The sequence below is a fragment of the Rhizobium chutanense genome (assembly GCF_002531935.1).
GTDB lineage: Bacteria > Pseudomonadota > Alphaproteobacteria > Rhizobiales > Rhizobiaceae > Rhizobium > Rhizobium chutanense.
Genome location: NZ_NWSV01000012.1, coordinates 62,893 through 82,279, shown reverse-complemented (window position 1 = coordinate 82,279; position 19,387 = coordinate 62,893). Strand labels below are relative to the sequence as shown.

Annotated in this window: 21 protein-coding genes; 12 read left to right on the top strand and 9 right to left on the bottom strand. The window is 59.7% G+C overall.

The window, feature by feature from the left end; all coding sequences use genetic code 11:
* Window positions 1–41: 41 nt before the first annotated feature.
* Window positions 42–950, bottom strand: coding sequence for an RNA polymerase sigma factor RpoH (gene rpoH, locus CO666_RS19045; protein WP_003566040.1), 909 nt, complete (start codon window positions 948–950; stop codon window positions 42–44).
* Window positions 951–1,128: 178 nt separating this feature from the next.
* Window positions 1,129–2,154 (bottom strand): RluA family pseudouridine synthase, encoded by a 1,026-nt coding sequence (locus CO666_RS19040; protein ID WP_097613753.1) that lies wholly within the window; start codon window positions 2,152–2,154, stop codon window positions 1,129–1,131.
* Between the two features lie 43 nt (window positions 2,155–2,197).
* Here CO666_RS19040 and CO666_RS19035 point away from each other — a divergent pair, with 43 nt between their 5' ends.
* Together CO666_RS19035 and CO666_RS19030 are read left to right on the top strand one after the other, a co-directional pair.
* Entirely contained in the window at window positions 2,198–2,584 is a 387-nt protein-coding gene (locus tag CO666_RS19035) for a hypothetical protein (protein WP_097613752.1), read from the top strand.
* A 7-nt stretch (window positions 2,585–2,591) separates the two neighbouring features.
* Window positions 2,592–3,416, top strand: coding sequence for a TrmH family RNA methyltransferase (locus tag CO666_RS19030; protein ID WP_097613751.1), 825 nt, complete (start codon window positions 2,592–2,594; stop codon window positions 3,414–3,416).
* Window positions 3,417–3,420: 4 nt separating this feature from the next.
* Here CO666_RS19030 and CO666_RS19025 read toward each other — a convergent pair whose 3' ends face one another.
* Window positions 3,421–4,581 (bottom strand): coiled-coil domain-containing protein, encoded by a 1,161-nt coding sequence (locus CO666_RS19025; protein ID WP_097613750.1) that lies wholly within the window; start codon window positions 4,579–4,581, stop codon window positions 3,421–3,423.
* 116 nt (window positions 4,582–4,697) lie between these two features.
* A complete protein-coding gene (locus CO666_RS19020) occupies window positions 4,698–5,285 on the bottom strand; it encodes a DUF1134 domain-containing protein (protein ID WP_097613749.1) in 588 nt (195 codons plus the stop codon).
* Window positions 5,286–5,480: 195 nt separating this feature from the next.
* Here CO666_RS19020 and chpT point away from each other — a divergent pair, with 195 nt between their 5' ends.
* Both chpT and CO666_RS19010 read left to right on the top strand, forming a co-directional pair.
* Entirely contained in the window at window positions 5,481–6,125 is a 645-nt protein-coding gene (chpT, locus tag CO666_RS19015) for a histidine phosphotransferase ChpT (protein ID WP_097613832.1), read from the top strand.
* 121 nt (window positions 6,126–6,246) lie between these two features.
* Window positions 6,247–6,609, top strand: a complete 363-nt coding sequence (locus CO666_RS19010) for a response regulator (protein WP_010069020.1) — start codon at window positions 6,247–6,249, stop codon at window positions 6,607–6,609.
* A 205-nt stretch (window positions 6,610–6,814) separates the two neighbouring features.
* Here the strand turns inward: CO666_RS19010 and ctrA are convergent, their stop codons facing one another.
* Window positions 6,815–7,516 (bottom strand): response regulator transcription factor CtrA, encoded by a 702-nt coding sequence (gene ctrA, locus CO666_RS19005; RefSeq protein WP_007533606.1) that lies wholly within the window; start codon window positions 7,514–7,516, stop codon window positions 6,815–6,817.
* A 437-nt stretch (window positions 7,517–7,953) separates the two neighbouring features.
* Between ctrA and CO666_RS19000 the strand changes: the two genes are divergently transcribed.
* Window positions 7,954–8,304 carry a flagellar export protein FliJ gene (locus CO666_RS19000; protein WP_085738151.1) on the top strand — a complete coding sequence of 117 codons (351 nt, stop codon included), beginning with the start codon at window positions 7,954–7,956 and terminating at the stop codon, window positions 8,302–8,304.
* 154 nt (window positions 8,305–8,458) lie between these two features.
* On the opposite strand, the gene CO666_RS18995 is transcribed toward CO666_RS19000, so the two are convergent.
* Entirely contained in the window at window positions 8,459–8,737 is a 279-nt protein-coding gene (locus CO666_RS18995) for a GNAT family N-acetyltransferase (RefSeq protein WP_097613748.1), read from the bottom strand.
* Between the two features lie 136 nt (window positions 8,738–8,873).
* On the opposite strand from CO666_RS18995, the gene CO666_RS18990 reads away from it, so the two are divergent.
* Window positions 8,874–9,338, top strand: coding sequence for a paraquat-inducible protein A (locus tag CO666_RS18990; RefSeq protein WP_097613747.1), 465 nt, complete (start codon window positions 8,874–8,876; stop codon window positions 9,336–9,338).
* A gap of 22 nt (window positions 9,339–9,360) precedes the next feature.
* Here the strand turns inward: CO666_RS18990 and sciP are convergent, their stop codons facing one another.
* The 3 genes from sciP to cysQ form a co-directional block, all read right to left on the bottom strand.
* The gene (gene sciP, locus CO666_RS18985; protein WP_007533628.1) at window positions 9,361–9,636 is read right to left on the bottom strand and encodes a CtrA inhibitor SciP; all 276 of its coding nucleotides are present in this window, start codon (window positions 9,634–9,636) and stop codon (window positions 9,361–9,363) included.
* A gap of 1,285 nt (window positions 9,637–10,921) precedes the next feature.
* Window positions 10,922–11,647, bottom strand: coding sequence for a sugar transferase (locus CO666_RS18980; RefSeq protein ID WP_097613746.1), 726 nt, complete (start codon window positions 11,645–11,647; stop codon window positions 10,922–10,924).
* 617 nt (window positions 11,648–12,264) lie between these two features.
* Complete coding sequence (gene cysQ, locus CO666_RS18975) at window positions 12,265–13,062, bottom strand: 3'(2'),5'-bisphosphate nucleotidase CysQ (RefSeq protein ID WP_097613745.1); 798 nt, start codon at window positions 13,060–13,062, stop codon at window positions 12,265–12,267.
* Between the two features lie 535 nt (window positions 13,063–13,597).
* Between cysQ and CO666_RS18965 the strand changes: the two genes are divergently transcribed.
* The 6 genes from CO666_RS18965 (at window position 13,598) to CO666_RS18940 (ending at window position 19,315) form a co-directional block, all read left to right on the top strand.
* Window positions 13,598–14,500 (top strand): branched-chain amino acid ABC transporter permease, encoded by a 903-nt coding sequence (locus CO666_RS18965; RefSeq protein WP_097613744.1) that lies wholly within the window; start codon window positions 13,598–13,600, stop codon window positions 14,498–14,500.
* Window positions 14,501–14,564: 64 nt separating this feature from the next.
* Window positions 14,565–16,079 carry a high-affinity branched-chain amino acid ABC transporter permease LivM gene (gene livM, locus CO666_RS18960; RefSeq protein ID WP_425352418.1) on the top strand — a complete coding sequence of 505 codons (1,515 nt, stop codon included), beginning with the start codon at window positions 14,565–14,567 and terminating at the stop codon, window positions 16,077–16,079.
* Window positions 16,079–16,954, top strand: coding sequence for an ABC transporter ATP-binding protein (locus CO666_RS18955; protein ID WP_097613742.1), 876 nt, complete (start codon window positions 16,079–16,081; stop codon window positions 16,952–16,954). Before livM ends, CO666_RS18955 begins: the two co-directional genes overlap by 1 nt.
* On the top strand, window positions 16,954–17,697 hold the full coding sequence (locus tag CO666_RS18950) for an ABC transporter ATP-binding protein (protein WP_179869718.1): 744 nt from the start codon (window positions 16,954–16,956) through the stop codon (window positions 17,695–17,697). The genes CO666_RS18955 and CO666_RS18950 overlap by 1 nt, the downstream gene beginning before the upstream one ends.
* 19 nt (window positions 17,698–17,716) lie before the next feature.
* Window positions 17,717–18,070 (top strand): DUF6867 family protein, encoded by a 354-nt coding sequence (locus CO666_RS18945; protein WP_097613741.1) that lies wholly within the window; start codon window positions 17,717–17,719, stop codon window positions 18,068–18,070.
* Window positions 18,071–18,190: 120 nt separating this feature from the next.
* Window positions 18,191–19,315: a branched-chain amino acid ABC transporter substrate-binding protein gene (locus CO666_RS18940; RefSeq protein ID WP_085738144.1), complete on the top strand. Its 1,125-nt coding sequence runs from the start codon at window positions 18,191–18,193 to the stop codon at window positions 19,313–19,315.
* Window positions 19,316–19,387: the final 72 nt, after the last annotated feature.

Sequence of the window (19,387 nt, the reverse complement as noted above, 5' to 3'; positions counted from 1 at the left end):
TCCCGTAGGGAGGTGGCGTTTCCAATTCTCAAGTTGAGCAATCAGGCCGTAGCTTCGACGACGCGGACGGCCTTGGCGCGTTCCTGGGCTTCCTTGCGGACAGCGTCCTGAACCTTTTCGAAGGCGCGGACCTCGATCTGGCGGACGCGTTCGCGGCTGATGTCGAATTCCGTCGACAGGTCTTCCAGGGTTACCGGATCCTCGGCGAGGCGGCGAGCCTCGAAGATGCGGCGTTCGCGCTCGTTCAGCACGCTCATCGCTTTCGCCAGCATACGCCGGCGGGTGTCGAGCTCGTCCTGTTCGATCAGCACGTCTTCCTGGCTGTCATGGTCGTCCACCAGCCAATCCTGCCACTGACCACTGTCACCTTCGGCCGCCTTGATCGGCGCGTTCAGCGAGGCGTCGCCGGACAGGCGGCGGTTCATCGAAATGACCTCCTCCTCCGAGACTTTCAGCTTGGTGGCGATTTCGGAGACGTGTTCCGGCTTCAGGTCGCCGTCATCGATCGCCTGGATGCGGCCTTTCAGCCGGCGCAGGTTGAAAAACAGGCGCTTCTGGTTGGCCGTCGTGCCCATCTTCACCAGCGACCACGAACGCAGGATATATTCCTGGATCGAGGCCTTGATCCACCACATGGCGTAGGTGGCAAGGCGGAAGCCGCGCTCGGCGTCGAACTTCTTGACGGCCTGCATCAGGCCGACATTGCCCTCGGAAACGACTTCGCCGATCGGCAGGCCGTAGCCGCGATAACCCATGGCGATCTTAGCGACGAGGCGAAGATGGCTGGTGACCAGCTTGTGGGCGGCGTCGCGGTCGCCATGCTCGGCATAACGCTTGGCGAGCATGTATTCCTGCTGGGGCTCAAGCATGGGAAACTTGCGGATTTCGTCGAGATAACGATTGAGACCGGCTTCGCCGGCGGTAATGGACGGCAAGGTATTTCGGGCCATAGTGCACCCTCCTAAAGTGAATTCCGGTTCCCGATGGAAACGCGCCCTCGCGTCAAGAAAGGCAAACCGGGACGTGCGGCTCTATCCAAGCCCGCACTAAGTCAATGTACAGATAAGTATGGCAAAACCGCGGTTCAAGGTGCCGCTCACGCGAGTGTGAGAGGGGGCGGAGACGCCTCTATCCCCGCAATGCCTCGACGAGGTCCACCATATCATCCGGCAGAGGCACCTCGAAATGCATGATTTCGCCGGTGCGGGGATGCTCGAATTGCAGCATGAAGGCATGCAGCGCCTGGCGGCCGAAACCGTTGACGACCTTGCGGATGTCTTCGGGCAGGCGATTGGCCTTGGTCTTGAAACCGGCGCCGTAAACCGTATCGCCGAGCAGCGGATGGCCGATATGGGCCATATGGACACGGATCTGATGGGTGCGGCCGGTTTCGAGGTGGCACTCGACCAGCGAAGCAAGCGCGGTTGCATCCGGCTTCTCCTGGAAGCGCTCTATCACCTCGTAATGGGTGATCGCCTCGTCGGCGTCATGGCTGTCGGGGCGCTTGACGGCGCGGCGCGTGCGATCGCCGGTGGCGCGGCCGAGCGGCGCGTCGACCGTGCCCGTCAGCGCGCGGGGCCGGCCCCAGACGACTGCCTGATAGGCCCGCTCCAGCGGCATGGTGCGGCCATGGTCGGCAAATTGCAGCGAGAGGTGGCGATGGGCAATATCGTTCTTGGCGACGACCATGACCCCTGTCGTGTCCTTGTCGAGACGGTGGACGATGCCGGGACGGCGCACGCCGCCGATACCGGAGAGCGTATCGCCGCAATGATGGATCAGCGCGTTGACCAGTGTCCCGGTCCAGTTGCCGGCGCCGGGATGGACGACGAGACCGGAAGGTTTGGAGATGACGATGACGTCTTCGTCCTCATGGAGGATATCGAGCGGGATGTCCTCGCCCCGCGGCGTCGGGTCTTCCGGTTCGGGCAGCGTGATCTCGAAACGATCGCCGTTGCGCACCTTGCGCTGCGGGTCGGTGACGGGTTCGCCGCGCAGAAAAACCTGGCCGTCCTTGATCAGCGCCTTGATGCGGCTGCGCGAAAATTCCTCGCCGACCTGCGCCGTCAGCCAGGCATCGAGCCGGCCCTCGGCAGTTTCATCGGCGGTCAGGACTTTTCTATTGCCGGCTGCTTGTTTAAAGGGGTCGCTCAAGACGCTTCTTCTCCGACGTATTTTTTAAGAACGGGACGCACAGATGACAGCAATCGAGCCAGACGAGCAGGAAGAAAAGCCCCTTGATCCGGCGATGGAAAGTGTCCGGCGCAAGATGGTCCGCCTGCAGATCGTTTCCGGCGCCATCATGTTCGTGAGCCTTATGGCGGTCTTCGGCGCGGTTGTCTACAAGGCGATGCACAGCGAAGCGAAGGAGACGGCGGCCACCGCTGCAGCCTCCGGCGTGCCCTCGGATGCACCGCTTGCGGCGACCGTTTCTTTGCCCTCCGGCTTCAAGGTGCAGTCCACCTCGTTTTCGGCAGGACAGATCCTGTTCTACGGCGAAACGGCCGAGGGCAAGAGCAAGGCGCTGGTCTTCGACCTCAGGACCGGCCGCACCGTCGCCGACGTCACTGTCGCGGGCAATTGAGGCCGGCATGGCCGCCGTTCCGATCGCCATCGACAGCGCCGACGATCCGCGCATCGCTGAATTCCGCGATATCAGAGAGCGCGATCTGACGGGGCGGGAGAACCGTTTCATCGCCGAAGGCACCGTTGTGCTGCGCATGCTCGCCGAGGCGCATGCGCAAGACCGCGGCTTTTCCGCCGAGAAGATCCTGTTGCTGCGCAACCGCGTCGACGGCGTTCTGCCGATCCTGGAGCGGTTGCCGGCCGATGTGCCGGTCTATGTCGCCGAGGCGGAGGTTCTCAACGGCGTCGTCGGTTTCCATCTGCATCGCGGCGTTCTCGCGCTCGGCCGGCGGGAGGATCGGGGCGAGACGGCGCTGCTCGACACGCTGCCGGAGCGGGCGCTGGTGCTCGTCGGCTGCGGCATTTCCAATCACGACAATGCCGGCTCGATGTTCCGCAATGCGGCCGCCTTCCGGGCGGATGCCGTACTGCTCGACGAAACCTGCTGTGACCCGCTTTACCGCAAGGCGCTGCGTGTCTCGGTCGGTTCGGTGCTGAGCGTTCCCTATCGGCGCAGCGGCAAGGCGCTGGACGTGCTGCTGGCGCTTGCCGAGCGGGGTTTTGCCATCTGGACGCTTTCGCCGCACGGCAAGACCGATATTCGTGCCATTCCGGCTTCAGCGCGCATGGCGCTCGTCGTCGGCACGGAGGGGGAGGGATTGCCGGCGGCGCTGATGGCGCGCTTCCAGAGTGCGCGCATTCCACAGTCGGAAGAACTCGACAGCCTCAACGCAGCGACCGCGACGGGGATCGCGTTGTTTTCCATGGCTTCCGCGATGAAGCTTTTTTAAGATCTCAGTGCTGGGGATCGGCGATGATCGCCGCTGCCCGGTCGGCGAGGCTGACACGATCGCCAGAGGTCTTTTCCGCCGCATCCGGCAACAGCGAGCGGATCGGCGACGATGGACCTTCGTTGAGCGCGGTCAGCGCCACCATGTTGGCGGCGATCGAGGCGATTTCTTCGCGGATCGCGCCGTCGCGTCCGGTGACGGTCTTTGCCTTCTGAAGGCGATCGGCAAGAGCGGCGCTGCGGCTGCGGACATCCTCGCCAATCTCTGCCGTCCGGGCGGCGGCATCGAGCGAGGATGCGGTCGTGTCTTCCGCCACATCCTCGGCCGGCACTTCCGCGGCCATTTTGGCAAGGCCCGCGTCGCGCAGCACCCGGTTGACTTTGCGGATCTCGGCGTTGGCGGCCTTCACCTGCTCCTTCAATTTGGCGATCTCCTGCTGGCGGCGGGCGAGCAGGGTTTCCTTCTCGGCAGCCGAAGCGCTCTCTCGCGCGGCCTTGTCCTCGAGACGGATCACCATGTGCTGCTGCTGCGTCAATTTCTGTTCGGCATCCCTTGCGCGCTTCTGCAGCAGGTTGACGTCCTGGCGCAGCGTGTCTCGTTCGTCGCGCAGCGCGTTGGCGCGGAACTTCAGGCTCTCCGCCTCGGTTTCGCGTGCGGCGAGGTCGATCCTCAGGCCATCGGTCTGTTCGCCGAGTTTGCTCAGCCGCGTCCTCATCTGCGCCAGTTCGTTCTCCTTGTTGGCAACGGACTGTTCGGCAATATGCAGATTGGTCTTCAACTGGCTGATATAATTCTCGTCCTTGCGCAGGTGCGAGCGCTGCTCGGCGGCCTCGACATGCATCTCGCCGATCTGCGACTGCAAATCGCCGATCTCGGCGGCGAGCCTGCCGGCGTCGACGGCAAGCGCGTCGTGTCGAAGCTGGAGCGACAGGGATTTTTCGCGCTCACGCAGAAGGTCCTGGGCGGTCCGGGCGTTTTCCGCGGCATAGAGCGCGCGCACCATATCCTTCTGGGCGCGAACCTCCTGCGGGCTCAGCGGCATGGTCGCCTTCAAGCGATTCTCGGTATACCAGACGATGCGCCGGTGCACGGCGGGCGAGACCAGAAAGACGAGGAAGGCCGCGGTCAGGAAGCCCAATCCGAACAAGAGAGCATATTCGATCACGGCGCGGCCATCGATTCGAAGGTTAATACGGAGTCAACCGCGATGATTAAGCACGCATGGCGCGCATGGCAAGGCCGCCGATGCGGTCGGCGGCCAATTCCCGTTGCTTTGCGGCCTCAGAAGGGGTTCCAGGTCGGCGCCTGAGTGATCTTGAGATAGCCGACATTGACGCCGAGACGGGCGCCGACACCGGTCCGGATCGGAACGACAAGCACGTCGTTATTCTTGAGCAAGGTCATGCCGAAGCCGGCGATCACATAGGCCGAGCCGCTGACGCCGCCGAAGCGGGCATAGATGCCGTTGACGGTCGGCAGGTCGTAGACCAGCATCATCACGCGCGAGCCCTGGCCGCCGTAATCGAGGCCGAGCGAGGGGCCCTGCCAGTAGAGATTATGTTCGCCGGCGTTCTTGGTGTTCAACTGGCCTTCGCCGTAGGTCAGGCCGGCGATGAAGGCGCCGCCGCCCTCTTGTCCGAGGATGTAGCCGTTCGGCAGGCCGTATTTCTGGAAGGCACTCTCGACGACTTTGGCAAGCCCGCCGCTGGCGGAGCCGAAGAAGGAATGGCCGGCATCGACGATTTCCTGCATCGTGTACTGGCCGTTGTCCTGGGCGGAGGCGGGTCCGGCAATGATCAGCGAGGAAAAAACGAGGGCCGAAAGCAACCTGCAGAAGCCGATGAATCGGTGCGGAAATCGAGGGCGCATGGTGTCATCCGTTCGTCGTTTGGCTGGGAGCGGGCAACCGCTCGCGGCGATTGGTGCATTTTGCGCCGATGATCTTAACAATCGGTTTACCAAATATGGTGTCATTATGGCACTGAATACGATCGCAAACTTCGCGCAATTTTGATGAAGCATATTCCCGGGCGCGATGAAGTTGCCGCCCCTCAGGAGACGATGATGTCCAAGAACCCCAATCTCACCTTGTCCGGCCCGGATCTGGCCGCGCTTCTTTGCAGCCGCGTTTGCCACGACGTCATCTCGCCGGTCGGTGCGATCAATAACGGACTGGAGCTCCTCGATGAGGGTGGTGCCGATGCCGATGCGATGGACCTGATCCGCACCAGCGCGCTCAATGCTTCCGTTCGCTTGAAATTTGCGCGCCTCGCCTTCGGCGCTTCGGGCTCCGTCGGCGCCTCGATCGATACCGGCGAGGCGGAGCGGGCCGCCAAGGATTTCGCTATCGCCGAGAAGAAGACCGAGGTGATCTGGAACGGGCCGCGCGCCATCGTCGCCAAGAACCGCGTCAAGCTGCTGCTCAACCTCTTCCTCGTCGCCTATTCCGCCATCCCGCGCGGCGGCGTGCTCGAGGTGACGCTTGAGAATCCCGAGTTCGATGCCAGGTTCAAGCTCACGGCCAAAGGCAAACTGATGCGCTTGCCGCCGAAATTCGTCGAGATATCGACCGGCGCGATCGAAGAGGCGATCGACGCTCATTCGATCCAGCCCTATTATACCGTTCTGCTGGCGCAGGAGTGCGGAATGACGCTCGATCACAGCGCCAATGCCGAAGAGCTGGTGTTCACGGCGGTGGCGGCTGCCTGATTTCTGCTCGTAAAACGAGTATCTGTGTTCGCGCGGTAACGATTCCTTAGCCTGATCGACCTATGCTTGGCTGTTGTTTAGAGGCCCTTGCAAGGACAGATGCAGGGGTAAAGGAGTCGCCATGCAGAGATTCATGATCACCGATAATTCGGACATCGTCCGCAAGGTCGGCAAGCGCATTCTCTCCGAACTCGACTTTCTCGTCAGCGAGGCCTCCAATGCCGGCGAGGCGCTGCAGCGCTGCCAGGCGGAGCTGCCGGAATATCTGATCGTCGATTCCGGCATGGAAGGCGCGCTCGACCTGATCGCCGCCATCCGCGCCATGGACGGTGGCAAAGAGGTCAAGATCTACTACTGCGTCGTCGAGGCGGATCTGAAGAAGCTGATGGCGGGCAAGAGGGCCGGTGCCACCGACTTTCTGCTGAAGCCGTTCGATCGCAAGATCCTGACCGCCGTCTTCGGAAATCGCGCGATCGCTGCCTGACGGGATATCTCTTCCATGCGCCATGATGCCGAAGGTCACGCGCCTTCGGTCGCCGGCAGCCTGTTTCCTTGATCGAGAACTCTGGGATTTTGAACCGGTCCAGCTTGAGATCCGCCGTATCGGGCGACTTCTCATTGCCGTGCAGAAACGAAAAATCCCGCCGGAAGGGCGGGATCTTCGTTATCCGATAAGGGGGATCGGAAAATCAGGCGGTTTCGGCGTATTCGGTGCCATCCGGCTCGCGCAGAACGTAGCCGCGGCCCCAGACGGTCTCGATGTAGTTGGCGCCGCCGGCGGCGTTGGCGAGCTTCTTGCGGAGCTTGCAGATGAAGACGTCGATGATCTTCAGTTCCGGCTCGTCCATGCCGCCGTAAAGGTGGTTGAGGAACATTTCCTTGGTGAGGGTGGTGCCCTTGCGGAGCGAAAGCAGCTCCAGCATCTGGTACTCTTTGCCCGTCAGGTGGACACGCTGGCCGCCGACTTCGACGGTCTTGGCATCGAGGTTGACGATCAACTCGCCGGTCATGATGACCGACTGGGCGTGGCCCTTGGAGCGGCGGACGATGGCGTGGATCCGGGCGACGAGCTCATCCTTGTGGAAGGGCTTGGTCATGTAGTCGTCGGCGCCGAAACCGAGGCCGCGAACCTTGTCTTCGATGCCGGCCATGCCCGAGAGAATGAGGATCGGCGTCTTGACCTTCGACAGCCGGAGCGTGCGAAGCACTTCATATCCGGACATGTCGGGCAGGTTCAGATCGAGGAGGATGATATCATAATCATACAGCTTGCCCAGATCGACGCCTTCTTCACCGAGATCGGTGGTATAAACATTAAAACTTTCTGATTTCAGCATCAACTCGATGCTCTGCGCCGTAGCGCTATCATCCTCGATGAGAAGTACCCGCATAATTATCCCCTTTACCGCCGCCGAAAGGTGGTCTGGCCCCCACTCACGATACCGAACACGCTACGTGATTTGGAAGCTGCCACGAAATGGTTAACAAATTCTAATTCACTCTGGCAAGGAGTATCGAATTTATTAAATAATTTTTCCATTTCTCTGTTTTCCAATAGGAATCTCAAAAAGGCTTTCCTAAACTTTAACATTAGGAAAAGGCGCTAAGTGATTCATCCGACTCGCCAATGAAAAGGTTCGAACTTCATGCCGCGGCATTTACCGACCCTTAAATCATCGGGTCTATCATTAACGATGCCCGTAAACGAAAGGTTACCAGCGGTAGGTATTTGTTAATATCGCCGGAAATTTTTTAGCAAACCGTGTCAAAGCGGCGCGCAGGGCGGTTTCAAGTTGAGCCGGGGTCTCGCATCACGGGAGTAATGCGTATGAAGTCGCGAGAGAGTCTCGTTCGCCTGAAGGAGTTCCAGGTGAACGAAAAACGACGTCAATTGCAGCAGTTGCAGATGATGATGTCCGAATTTGAACGGATGACGAAGGATCTGGAGAGCCAGATCGTCGTCGAGGAAAAGAAGTCCGGAATATCAGACCCGAATCACTTTGCTTATCCGACCTTCGCCAAGGCTGCGCGTCAGCGGGCCGACAACCTGCAGGTTTCGATCAAGGAACTGAAGATGCAGGAAGAGACGCTGGAAATGGCGCTCGAAGAAATGCAGGCGGAATATGCAAGGGCGACGGCGCTGGAAGAGCGTGACACCAGCGCCCGCGCACGGGCATAAGAAAAACGCCGGGCGCCGGCTTCGGCGCCGCGGGGGATCGCCTCAGAGAAGCCATGTATGACGGGCGTGCTGTCCTTCATACATGGCTTTTGGTGTTTCATTTTTGCGTTTGCATGTCACCGTCCCGAAGTCGCGACGCTTCAGGCGAGGCGGATCAGTTCACGACATCATGCCATTCCGGATGGCGCTGCGCCTGCGCTTTGAAAAACGGGCAGAGCGGAATGATCTTCCAACCGCCTGCGCGGGCCGATTCCACCGCGTGAAGCGCCAATGCTTGGCCGACGCCCTTGCCGCGCAGGGCATCGGGAACCGCCGTATGATCGATGATGACGAGCTTCGGCGAGGTGCGCGAATAGGTCATCTCCGCCTCGTGTCCCTCGACTTCTGCGGCATAACGGCCGCCGGAGGCGCCTTCCTCACTTCGAATGTCCATTGTCTTTCCCAGTGCACAGATATTTGTCACAGCCGACGGTGACACGGCGGCGCCGTCGTGCCAAGCCGATGGAACAATTCCCCGGGGGAGACGCAGTGTTCATAAAAAATGTCGGATCGGCGCGAGGTTCGCAGCAATGAGCGCGCTTTCGATCATCCGCCCCGCTCTTCTCGTGGCAGCGCCCTTCTTCCTGGCGCTCGGCCTCATCTTGCCGCTGGTCCGTTTCGAGACGCTGTATTTTTTCGATCAGACCCCGTCGCTCATCGAAATCGTCGCCTCCCTCTGGAAGGGCGGCGATGGACTGCTGGCGGCGATCGTCGCGCTGGTCTCGATCGTGCTGCCGTTTCTGAAGATGATCGGGATCGCCGCGGAGGCGATGACTGCCGGCGGCGCCGGCAGTCTGTTTTATCGTCGCGTCGTGCCGCATCTGTCCAAGTGGTCAATGATGGACGTGCTGCTGGTCGCGATCGTCATTGCGGCGGCAAAGACGACGGGGCTGGCGGATGCCTTCACGCAGCCCGGCCTCTGGTGCTACGCGGCTTCGTCAATGATTTCGGGCCTTCTGCATTCCCTGACGGGAGATGCGTCCGGCCCGAAATAAATTGCATCGATGCTGGGTGCGATCAGTGGCGATATTGCTGGATGCGCGTGGTGCGCAGGCCGGCAAGGCCATGGCTGTTGATTGACGACTGCCAGGAGAGGAATTCTTCGACCGTGAGCGTGTAACGCTCGCAGGCCTCTTCCAAGCTCAACAGGCCACCGCGAACCGCCGCGACAACCTCTGCCTTCCGGCGAATCACCCAGCGCCGCGTATTGGGCGGCGGAAGATCCGCGATCGTCAGGGGGCTGCCATCGGGGCCGATGACATATTTCACTCGGGGACGTATCATTTCGGTCATTGGACTCTCTACACAACGCAAGACCACGGACGTCACTCTAGCCTGCCACATTTAAAATTTGCCTAAACCCATCGTAAGACTTTGATAACAAATTTAGCCGCCCTCCCGGCTCGCGATTTGGGGTAGTCGGCTGTCGCCACGTGAATTTGGGAGCGGCTGCATGGGAACGATGCGGGGGCAACAATACCCGGTTTGCCGGGATGATTTTCAAAGCGCTGTAACATAAGCACGAGCGCAAAACTTCGTCTCTGTTCTTCCCGTTGTATCAATCCAGTTCGTGCCCTGATGCTCGTGTCCGTGGATGCGGGGGTAGCCGTTTTCCATGCTTCGGTGCGAGTTTCTCGTCCCCGGCAGCGGGGCCGGGCCGAACCCGAGAAAATGAGGCTACGACGATGAAACGTGAGCGGCCAGTCGATGACGGCGCTCAGAATCCTGCATTTCTGCCTTAGCAGACCGAGGATTTCGGGATTTCGATCGACGACGCTAAGGAGCGTCGCGGCGAGATGGCGGTGCTTGTGGGCTTCCATATCTATCTGCTCACGGTTTTCCCGCGGAACGCGACGGCACGGCTCTTATCGAGTTCCGTGGATCAACAACCGGCCGCAGGGTCTCCTTGAGTACGCCGCCGCCGATCTCTTCTGTTGCGGCAGGCGGATAATGCGATGACGCAGAGAATTGTGCCGATCTTCGGTGAGGAGCGGTCAATTGCAGGGGGGCGCCGCCAATCCGCAAAGCCGTCACTTGAAGACGCTTTTCGGAGGCACGGGCTGAAGAATAGCTTCGCCTGCCGCTGCACGAGGCTGATCTAAAACAATACATTTTCGCCATCGGCAACTGATCCGTGCAAGAACAGACTGTGGCGCGCTCCGGGGCTGTAGAAAATTTCCGGGCGAAGTCTGCCGCCGCAGCGCCGCCCCAGAGGAGGGGTGTTGGAGAGCTGAGGCGCCCGTGAAATCGAATGCTTGCGATTTTGCGGTCGGCAGGAGCAGCGACGTAATCGCGATCATTCTCGATTTCTCGCCGCATTTGGCGGTGGCGCTATCTGAAGCGCGGACTTTGTAAGCGTGATTCGGTCAACCGTCGCAGGCGCTCGCAAAGGCATTCCAGTGCGGCTGCTTTGGCTCTTTGTCTTCGTGTCTGTCGTTATTCCGAAACCGCTGTACACGTCCGGGCGTGCATTCAAGCGCGTCACTGCGCGCTTCTGGTGCAGCTTCAACGCATGCAGGCCAAAACTGATGCACAGTTTTGGCCTGCATGCGTAAGGCAGTTGGTTTTCTCGGAAGGCTTAGAAGCCTTTTCCGCGGGTCAGTTCCGACACCACGGTGCCGGCAATGATGCGGATATCCATCATGATCGAAAAATTGCCGACGTAATAGAGATCACTGGCGATGCGGGCGCGCGCCTTGGCCGGACGATCGGTCGGACCGCGCAGGCCGCGCATCTGCGCAAGACCCGTCATGCCCGGGCGCATGGAGTGGCGCTGATGATATTCCGGCACGAGCTCTTCGTAGAGCATGCCGCCGGCGCGCATGCCGATCGCGTGGCAGCGCGGACCGACAACGGACATGTGGCCCATCAGCACGTTCAGCAACTGCGGCAGCTCATCGACGTTCGTGCGGCGAAGAATGGCACCGATACGGGTGATGCGCGGGTCGTTCTTCACCGTCTGGGCAACACCCGAGACGTCGCAGAGATCGGTCCGCATGGAGCGGAACTTGTAGACCTTGATGGCCTTGCAGTTCTTGCCCCAGCGGGTCTGCTTGAAGAGCACCGGTCCGGGGCTGTCCAGCTTGATCAGCAGCGCGACGAAAAGAAGGAAGGGGGCAAGGACGAGGAGGGCGCTCAACGACGAAACGATGTCGAACGCCCGCTTCAGGGCAATGTCCATCAGCGGCGCCTGCGGCGCATCGCTATGGATGATGGGGGTCTGAACCTTCACGCTCGGCTGCTGGCGGCGGCTCGGCCGGAAGGAGTCAGTCGAAATGCTGTTGTTTAGTTCCGTGATGCTCAAGGATCGTACTCTGTTGTCTTCGAGGGGCGCGGCGGCAATAGGCGATCAATGGTTAACCCTGTCACCAGGGGTGCACTCAGGTCTTGGTAACCCTACTAAAACGGAAAAATGCGACAATTGTGTAATGGTGTCCAGAGAAATATCGCATCGCAATAAATCTTTCGCATCTGCGTTAAGTTGAGGCAAGCTCATGATATTTTGTTAATAATTGGAATTTCGTCAAAGTTTCTAGGCCTTTGGCGACACCTTCCAGGGGTGGGCCGACGTGCGGTTTCGGCACGCGACGGATACCCGTTAACCGATATTTTTAACCGGATCCTAAGCGAAACTTTTGGGGCGAGGATGCCCGGTTGGCTTCAATCTGTGTCACAATATGACAAAATCAAGGCGGATGGGCAGCATTCGGCCTGCAAGATTCGGCGAATCGGATTCGCGCCGGGAATCGCTTGGTCCATCCTGACGTTGCAAATCACACTTTGTAGCTGTCCGCGTTCCATACTGTGCAGGCCGCGCGGCCGGAGAGGGCGAAGGGGAATCATGGGGGCAGCGACGGCCACGAGCGTCGCATGCGGCAAGCGATCTACCTGATGTCTGTCGTCAGCGCCTGCTCTAGGAAATTACGCCGGTTCGAGGACGTGTTTCCTCCCGCCCCAGGAGATGAAGTGCGGGTTGGCGAAGTCGAAATCGGCCGCAGCTCCCGTCTTGCCGTAAGTCAACGGCGCTCCGTCGAGGGTCACAGTCGAACCGCCGGCGGCGCGCAGCACCGCATCGCCGGCCGCCGTGTCCCATTCCATCGTGCGGGTGAAACGCGGATAGACGTCGGCCTTGCCCTCTGCCAGCAGGCAGAATTTCAGAGAAGATCCGATATTGGTGCATTTGGAGATCGCGTGGTGGGCGAGGAAACTGCCGGTCTCAGGGCTATTGTGGCGAAGGCTGGCGAGCGCCAACCTGTCGTCCGGCTGTTCGCGCACGGTGATCGCGCTGCGCGCGCCCACCGTGAAATCCTCCGTGACGACGAGCCTTTCGGCGTGGCCGCACTCTCCCGAGAAGGCGAGCCCGAGCGCCGGTGCGTAGACGATGCCGGCCACCGGGGCGCCGTTCTCTATATAGGCAATGTTGACGGTGAACTCCTGCCGCCCGTCGACGAATTCGCGCGTGCCGTCGAGAGGATCCACTAGGAAGAAGCCTCTACCGGCAATGTCGGGGATTTTTCCGGCGGCCACCGATTCCTCCGCCACGACGGGTATTTCGGGGTAATCCTTGGCGAGATGAGCGAGGATGATGCGTTCGGCCTCCTCGTCGGCGACCGTGACCGGACTCGCGTCCGCTTTCATGGCGACCGGAAAACCTTCGCGCAGGACCGTGATAATCGCCCTGCCGGCTTCGAGCGCCGCCCTTTCAAATGTCCTCAGCATTGTCCTTTTGCCGTTTCGCCACGCGGGCCGAGCACCCCACTGTCGCTCGTCCGCAAACCATCCCTGTCACCACTTGATATGGTGTTTCCCGTCGCGCTCCGTATCCCCGATAACGCAGTTGACGATGCTACCATAAGCTTTCAGCCTTGTCAGACGAAGATCGGGCATTTGCCGGTGAAATGGTATTCGTAAAAGCCGCCGACTTGGGGTCTGAATTTGCGCCATCTTCCAATTCTATGGAATAGCTTGCGCGGCAGGCGGTGCAAGAAAGCGGCGGCAACATTGCCGAATGTTTAACCCGGCGGCGATTTCTGGCTAAAAATCCGCCTTTCAGTGCCGATTTTCTGTGGATTTTGGTTCAAAACGAACCATTTAGGCCCGTTTCGTCAAGAATCTGTCGGAGTAAATCCTTTTTGTCTTCACATTTCCGACGAAACCGCTATGCATTCGGCTTATGAGGTTCCCTGAAACGCGGGGGCCGAAGAACCAAAAAGAGATGCAGCATCTTCGGCTCGCATCCAGGGGAAAACGACATATGGAGTATTTCGTCCAGCAGCTCTTCAATGGGCTGACGCTCGGATCCATCTATGGCCTTGTGGCTATTGGCTATACGATGGTTTACGGCATTATCGGCATGATCAACTTCGCCCACGGCGACATTTTCATGCTCGGTGGTTTCGCCGCTCTTATCGTCTTCCTCGTCCTCACATCCATCTTCGCAGGTCTCCCGGTGGCAATTCTGCTGCTGGCGATGCTTGTCGTTGCGATGCTGATGACGAGTTTGTGGAATTGGACGATCGAGCGTATCGCATACCGTCCGCTGCGCGGTTCCTTCCGCCTGGCGCCGCTGATCACCGCGATCGGCATGTCGATCGTGCTGTCCAACTTCATCCAGGTGACGCAGGGTCCGCGCAACAAGCCGATCCCGCCGCTGGTCAGCTCGGTTTATCAGTTCGGCAATATTTCCGTATCGCTGAAGCAGATTGTCATCATCATCATCACTGCCGTGCTGCTCACCGTATTTTGGTACATCGTCAACCACACCGCGCTCGGCCGTGCCCAACGCGCCACGGAGCAGGATCGCAAGATGGCGGCTCTGCTCGGCGTCAATGTCGATCAGACGATCTCGATCACCTTCGTGATGGGTGCGGCGCTCGCTGCCGTCGCCGGCACCATGTATCTGATGTATTATGGCGTCGCCTCGTTCGCCGATGGCTTCACGCCAGGTGTGAAGGCATTTACCGCAGCCGTTCTCGGCGGCATCGGCTCATTGCCGGGCGCCGTTCTCGGCGGGCTGATGATCGGCCTGATCGAATCTTTGTGGTCGGCCTATTTCACCATCGCGTACAAGGATGTCGCGACCTTCGCCATCCTCGCTTTCGTGCTGATCTTCAAGCCGACGGGCATTCTTGGGCGGCCGGAAGTCGAGAAGGTATAACGTCATGGCAAACATTGAGAATTCCGCAGGCAAGCCCGATGCCGGACTTGTCCGCAAGGGTCTTATTCAAGCCCTTTTCGCCGCCTTGTTGGCGTTCGGCATGTTCGTTCTCTATGTCGGTCTCAAGACCGAACAGAATATCAGCAACGAGCTGGTCATCGTTCAGCGCTGGGGACTGCTTGCGATTTTCGTCATAATCGCCGCAGTTGGCCGCTTTGCCGTCGTCATGTTTGCAGCAACACCCGGCCTGTTCGCCAAGACGATGCGAGTGGTGGTTCCGATCGCGGTTTTGCTGATCGTGGGCTACCTTGCTTACGTGTTCATTCGTGAACAGTTGTGGCTCGATCTGCTCATCCTGGGCGGCGTAGTTGTGCTGGCCGCATTGTTGGGTGTGCTGATCAAATACGTTCTTCTCCCGGCAGAGGAGAGGCGTCGGGAACGCAATGTAGAGGCCGAAAGACTCGGATTGCCGCTGGAAGCAAGCCCGTATGAGACCCATTTTCTGAAGGTCGTACTGGTTGCATTGCTGCTCTATCCTATGATGGCTGTAGCGCTCAAAGGTCCTCAGGGTTCGTTGACTTATGTCGACAATTTCGGCATTCAGATCCTGATTTACGTGATGCTCGCTTGGGGCCTTAACATCGTTGTCGGCCTTGCCGGTCTTCTCGACCTTGGTTATGTCGCCTTCTACGCCGTCGGCGCCTATTCCTATGCATTGCTGTCGAGCTATTTCGGCCTGTCTTTCTGGGTGCTGTTGCCGCTTTCCGGTATCTTCGCCGCACTCTGGGGTGTCATCCTCGGTTTCCCGGTATTGCGCTTACGCGGCGACTACCTCGCCATCGTAACGCTCGCCTTCGGCGAAATCATACGCCTCGTGATCATCAATTGGACTGATCTGACGAAGGGCACCTTCGGCATCTCGGGCATTGCCAAAGCTTCGGTCTTCGGTATCTGGACCTTCGATGTCGGCAAGGTGAATAATTTCGCCAAGGCTTTCGGGCTGCCTTCGTCATCGGCCTATTACAAAATCTTCCTGTTCTACGTCATCCTGGCGCTCTGCATGCTGACCGCCTATGTGACGATCCGGCTACGCCGCATGCCGATCGGTCGAGCTTGGGAAGCGTTGCGTGAAGACGAGATCGCCTGCCGCTCACTTGGCATCAACACGGTGACGACTAAACTTACGGCGTTCGCTACCGGTGCGATGTTTGCGGGCTTTGCCGGGTCGTTCTTTGCAGCACGCCAGGGCTTCGTTTCGCCAGAATCCTTTGTCTTCCTGGAGTCGGCTGTCATCCTCGCCATCGTCGTGCTCGGCGGCATGGGCTCGCTGACCGGAATCGCGATTGCTGCGATCGTCATGGTCGGAGGTACCGAGGCGCTGCGCAGCATGGACTTCTTGAAAGAGATCTTCGGTCCGACCTTCACGCCGGAACTTTACCGCATGCTGATTTTCGGCCTTGCCATGGTTGTGGTGATGCTGTTCAAGCCGCGTGGTTTCGTCGGCTCGCGATCGCCGACAGCCTTCCTCAAGGCACGTAAGGCAATCTCCGGAAGCTTCATCAAGGAGGGACACGGTTGATGAGCCCGGTCACCAATACAATGTCGAGCGACATTCTTCTCAAAGTCGAGCACCTGTCGATGAAGTTCGGCGGCCTGATGGCCATCAACGACTTCTCCTTCGAAGCCAAGCGCGGCGACATCACCGCGCTGATCGGCCCGAACGGCGCCGGCAAGACCACCGTCTTCAACTGCATCACCGGCTTCTACAAGCCGACGATGGGCATGATCACGCTCAACCAGAGGAGTGGAAAGCAGTTTCTGCTGGAGCGTTTGCCGGATTTCCGCATTACCAAGGAAGCCAAGGTCGCGCGTACCTTCCAGAACATCCGGTTGTTCTCCGGCCTGACCGTTCTGGAAAACCTGCTCGTCGCCCAGCATAACAAGCTGATGCAGGCATCGGGTTATACGATCCTCGGCCTCCTCGGCATCGGCCCCTACAAGCGGGAAGCTGCTGCGGCGATCGAGCTCGCGCGTCATTGGCTTGAGAGGGCCGACCTGATCGACCGCGCCGACGATCCGGCGGGCGATCTGCCTTACGGCGCCCAGCGGCGCCTCGAGATTGCGCGTGCGATGTGCACCGGTCCGGAACTGCTTTGCCTGGACGAACCGGCTGCAGGTCTGAACCCACGCGAATCGGCGACGCTCAATGAGCTGTTGCAGAGCATTCGTGCCGAAACCGGAACGTCTATCCTTCTCATCGAGCATGACATGTCGGTGGTCATGGAAATCTCCGATCATGTCGTCGTCCTCGAATACGGCCAGAAGATTTCCGATGGCACGCCGGATCACGTGAAGACCGATCCGAAGGTCATCGCTGCCTATCTCGGCGTCGAGGATGAGGAAGTGGAAGAGGTGATCGCAACCGTCGAGCAACTCGAAGGAGGCGCAAACTGATGAGCGACGAAGTAATGACGGGTCAATCGCTTCTTCAGGTGAAGGGTGTCGAAACCTATTATGGCAATATCCGTGCGCTCGCCGGCATCGATGTCCATGTCAACAAGGGCGAAATCGTCAGCCTGATCGGTGCCAATGGCGCCGGTAAGTCGACGCTGATGATGACGATCTGCGGCAGCCCGCAGGCGCGAGTCGGCTCGGTCGTCTTCGAGGGCCGCGACATCACCAAGCTTCCGACCCATGAGATCGCCCGCCTGCGCATTGCGCAGTCGCCGGAAGGCCGCCGCATCTTCCCGCGCATGACGGTTCTGGAAAACCTTCAGATGGGTGCGGGCCTCGACAATCTCAAATACTTCGCCGAAGACGTCGAGAAGATCTTCACGCTCTTCCCGCGTCTCAAGGAACGCCATGCCCAGCGTGGCGGAACACTTTCGGGCGGCGAGCAGCAGATGCTGTCGATCGGCCGCGCGCTGATGGCGCGCCCGAAGCTGCTTCTTCTCGACGAGCCCTCGCTCGGTCTTGCGCCGCTGATCGTCAAGGGCATCTTCGAGGCGATCAAGAAGCTCAACGAGGCGGAGGGGCTGACCGTTTTCCTCGTCGAGCAGAACGCGTTTGCTGCCCTCAGGCTTTCGCACCGCGCCTACGTGATGGTGAACGGCAAGGTGACGATGAGCGGCTCCGGCAAGGAGCTTCTCGCCAATCCCGAGGTCCGCGCCGCCTATCTCGAAGGCGGAAGACATTAGGTCGAAAGGAGAGTTTGATATGCAGGGACTTTTCTTCGAAGGCGATGACGGTGCCCGTGTCGTCATCCGTGCGCTCGTCGCGCTGATCGGCTTCTGGACGGCCTGGCGGGCCGGCAAGGCGGTTGCGGACAGCTGGAACAACTATCCGCGGGCCGTCGTCTATACCTTCCTGCTGGCCTGGGCGATGCAGTTTCTGCACCATGCCCTGTTCAATGGGCCGATGCTCGACGCCGTCTACTACGGGATCGATTTCGTCACGCTGCTGGTCTTCTCGACGGCCGGCTTTCGCTTCCGCCGCACCAATCAGATGGTCAACAACTATTACTGGCTGTACGAAAAAACTTCCGCGTTTTCGTGGAAGGACAAACATTGACAGTCCGTTGAAACTAGGCATGAATTGCCTTCAGAGTGGAACAGCTTTCCTGGCGCAGTCAATGGTGGGTAATGCGTCGGGCCTTGGACCGGAACCCGCCCAAAAATTGGGAGTAACAATATGAAGAAGTCTCTTCTGTCGGCAGTGGCTCTGACGGCGATGGTCGCCTTCAGCGGCAACGCTTGGGCCGACGTCCTCATCGCTGTCGCTGGTCCGCTGACCGGCCCGAACGCTGCGTTCGGCGCTCAGCTCCAGAAGGGCGCCGAGCAGGCGGCCGCCGACATCAACGCTGCTGGCGGCATCAACGGCGAGCAGATCAAGATCGAGCTCGGCGACGACGTCTCCGACCCGAAGCAGGGCATCTCGGTCGCCAACAAATTCGTTGCTGACGGCGTCAAGTTCGTCATCGGCCACTTCAACTCGGGCGTTTCGATCCCGGCTTCGGAAGTCTATGCCGAAAACGGCATTCTCGAAATCACTCCGGCTGCCACGAACCCCAAGTTTACCGAACGGGGCCTTTGGAACACGTTCCGCACCTGCGGCCGTGACGACCAGCAGGGCGCCATCGCCGGCAAGTATCTCGCCGATCACTTCAAGGACGCCAAGATCGCCGTCGTTCACGACAAGACCCCCTACGGTCAGGGTCTTGCCGACGAAACCAAGAAGGCGATGAATGCTGCCGGTCTGACGGAAGTCATGTACGAAGGCATCAACGTCGGCGACAAGGACTTCTCGGCCCTCATCGCCAAGATGAAGGAAGCCGGCGTCTCGATCATCTACTGGGGCGGTCTGCACACCGAAGCCGGTCTCATCATCCGTCAGGCCGCCGACCAGGGCCTGAAGGCAACGCTGGTTTCGGGTGACGGTATCGTTTCGAACGAACTGGCCTCGATCGCTGGTGACGCTGTCGCCGGTACGCTCAACACTTTCGGCCCCGATCCGACCCTGAACCCGGCGAACAAGGAACTCGTCGAAAAGTTCAAGGCCGCCGGTTTCAACCCGGAAGCCTATACGCTCTACTCCTACGCTGCGATGCAGGCGATTGCGGGAGCTGCCAAGGCTGCCGGCTCGGTAGATCCTGAAGCCGTTGCCACGGCCATGAAGGAAAAGGGTCCGTTCCCGACGGTTCTCGGCGACATTTCGTTCGACGAAAAGGGCGACCCGAAGATTCCTGGCTACATCATGTACGAATGGAAGAAGGGCGCGGACGGCAAGTACACCTACGTCCCGCAGGAAGCTAAGTAAGCTTAGCTTGCTTATTGGTGCCACGATCTGATGGAAGCCCGGTTTCGGCCGGGCTTCTGTCGTTCTGTGGAG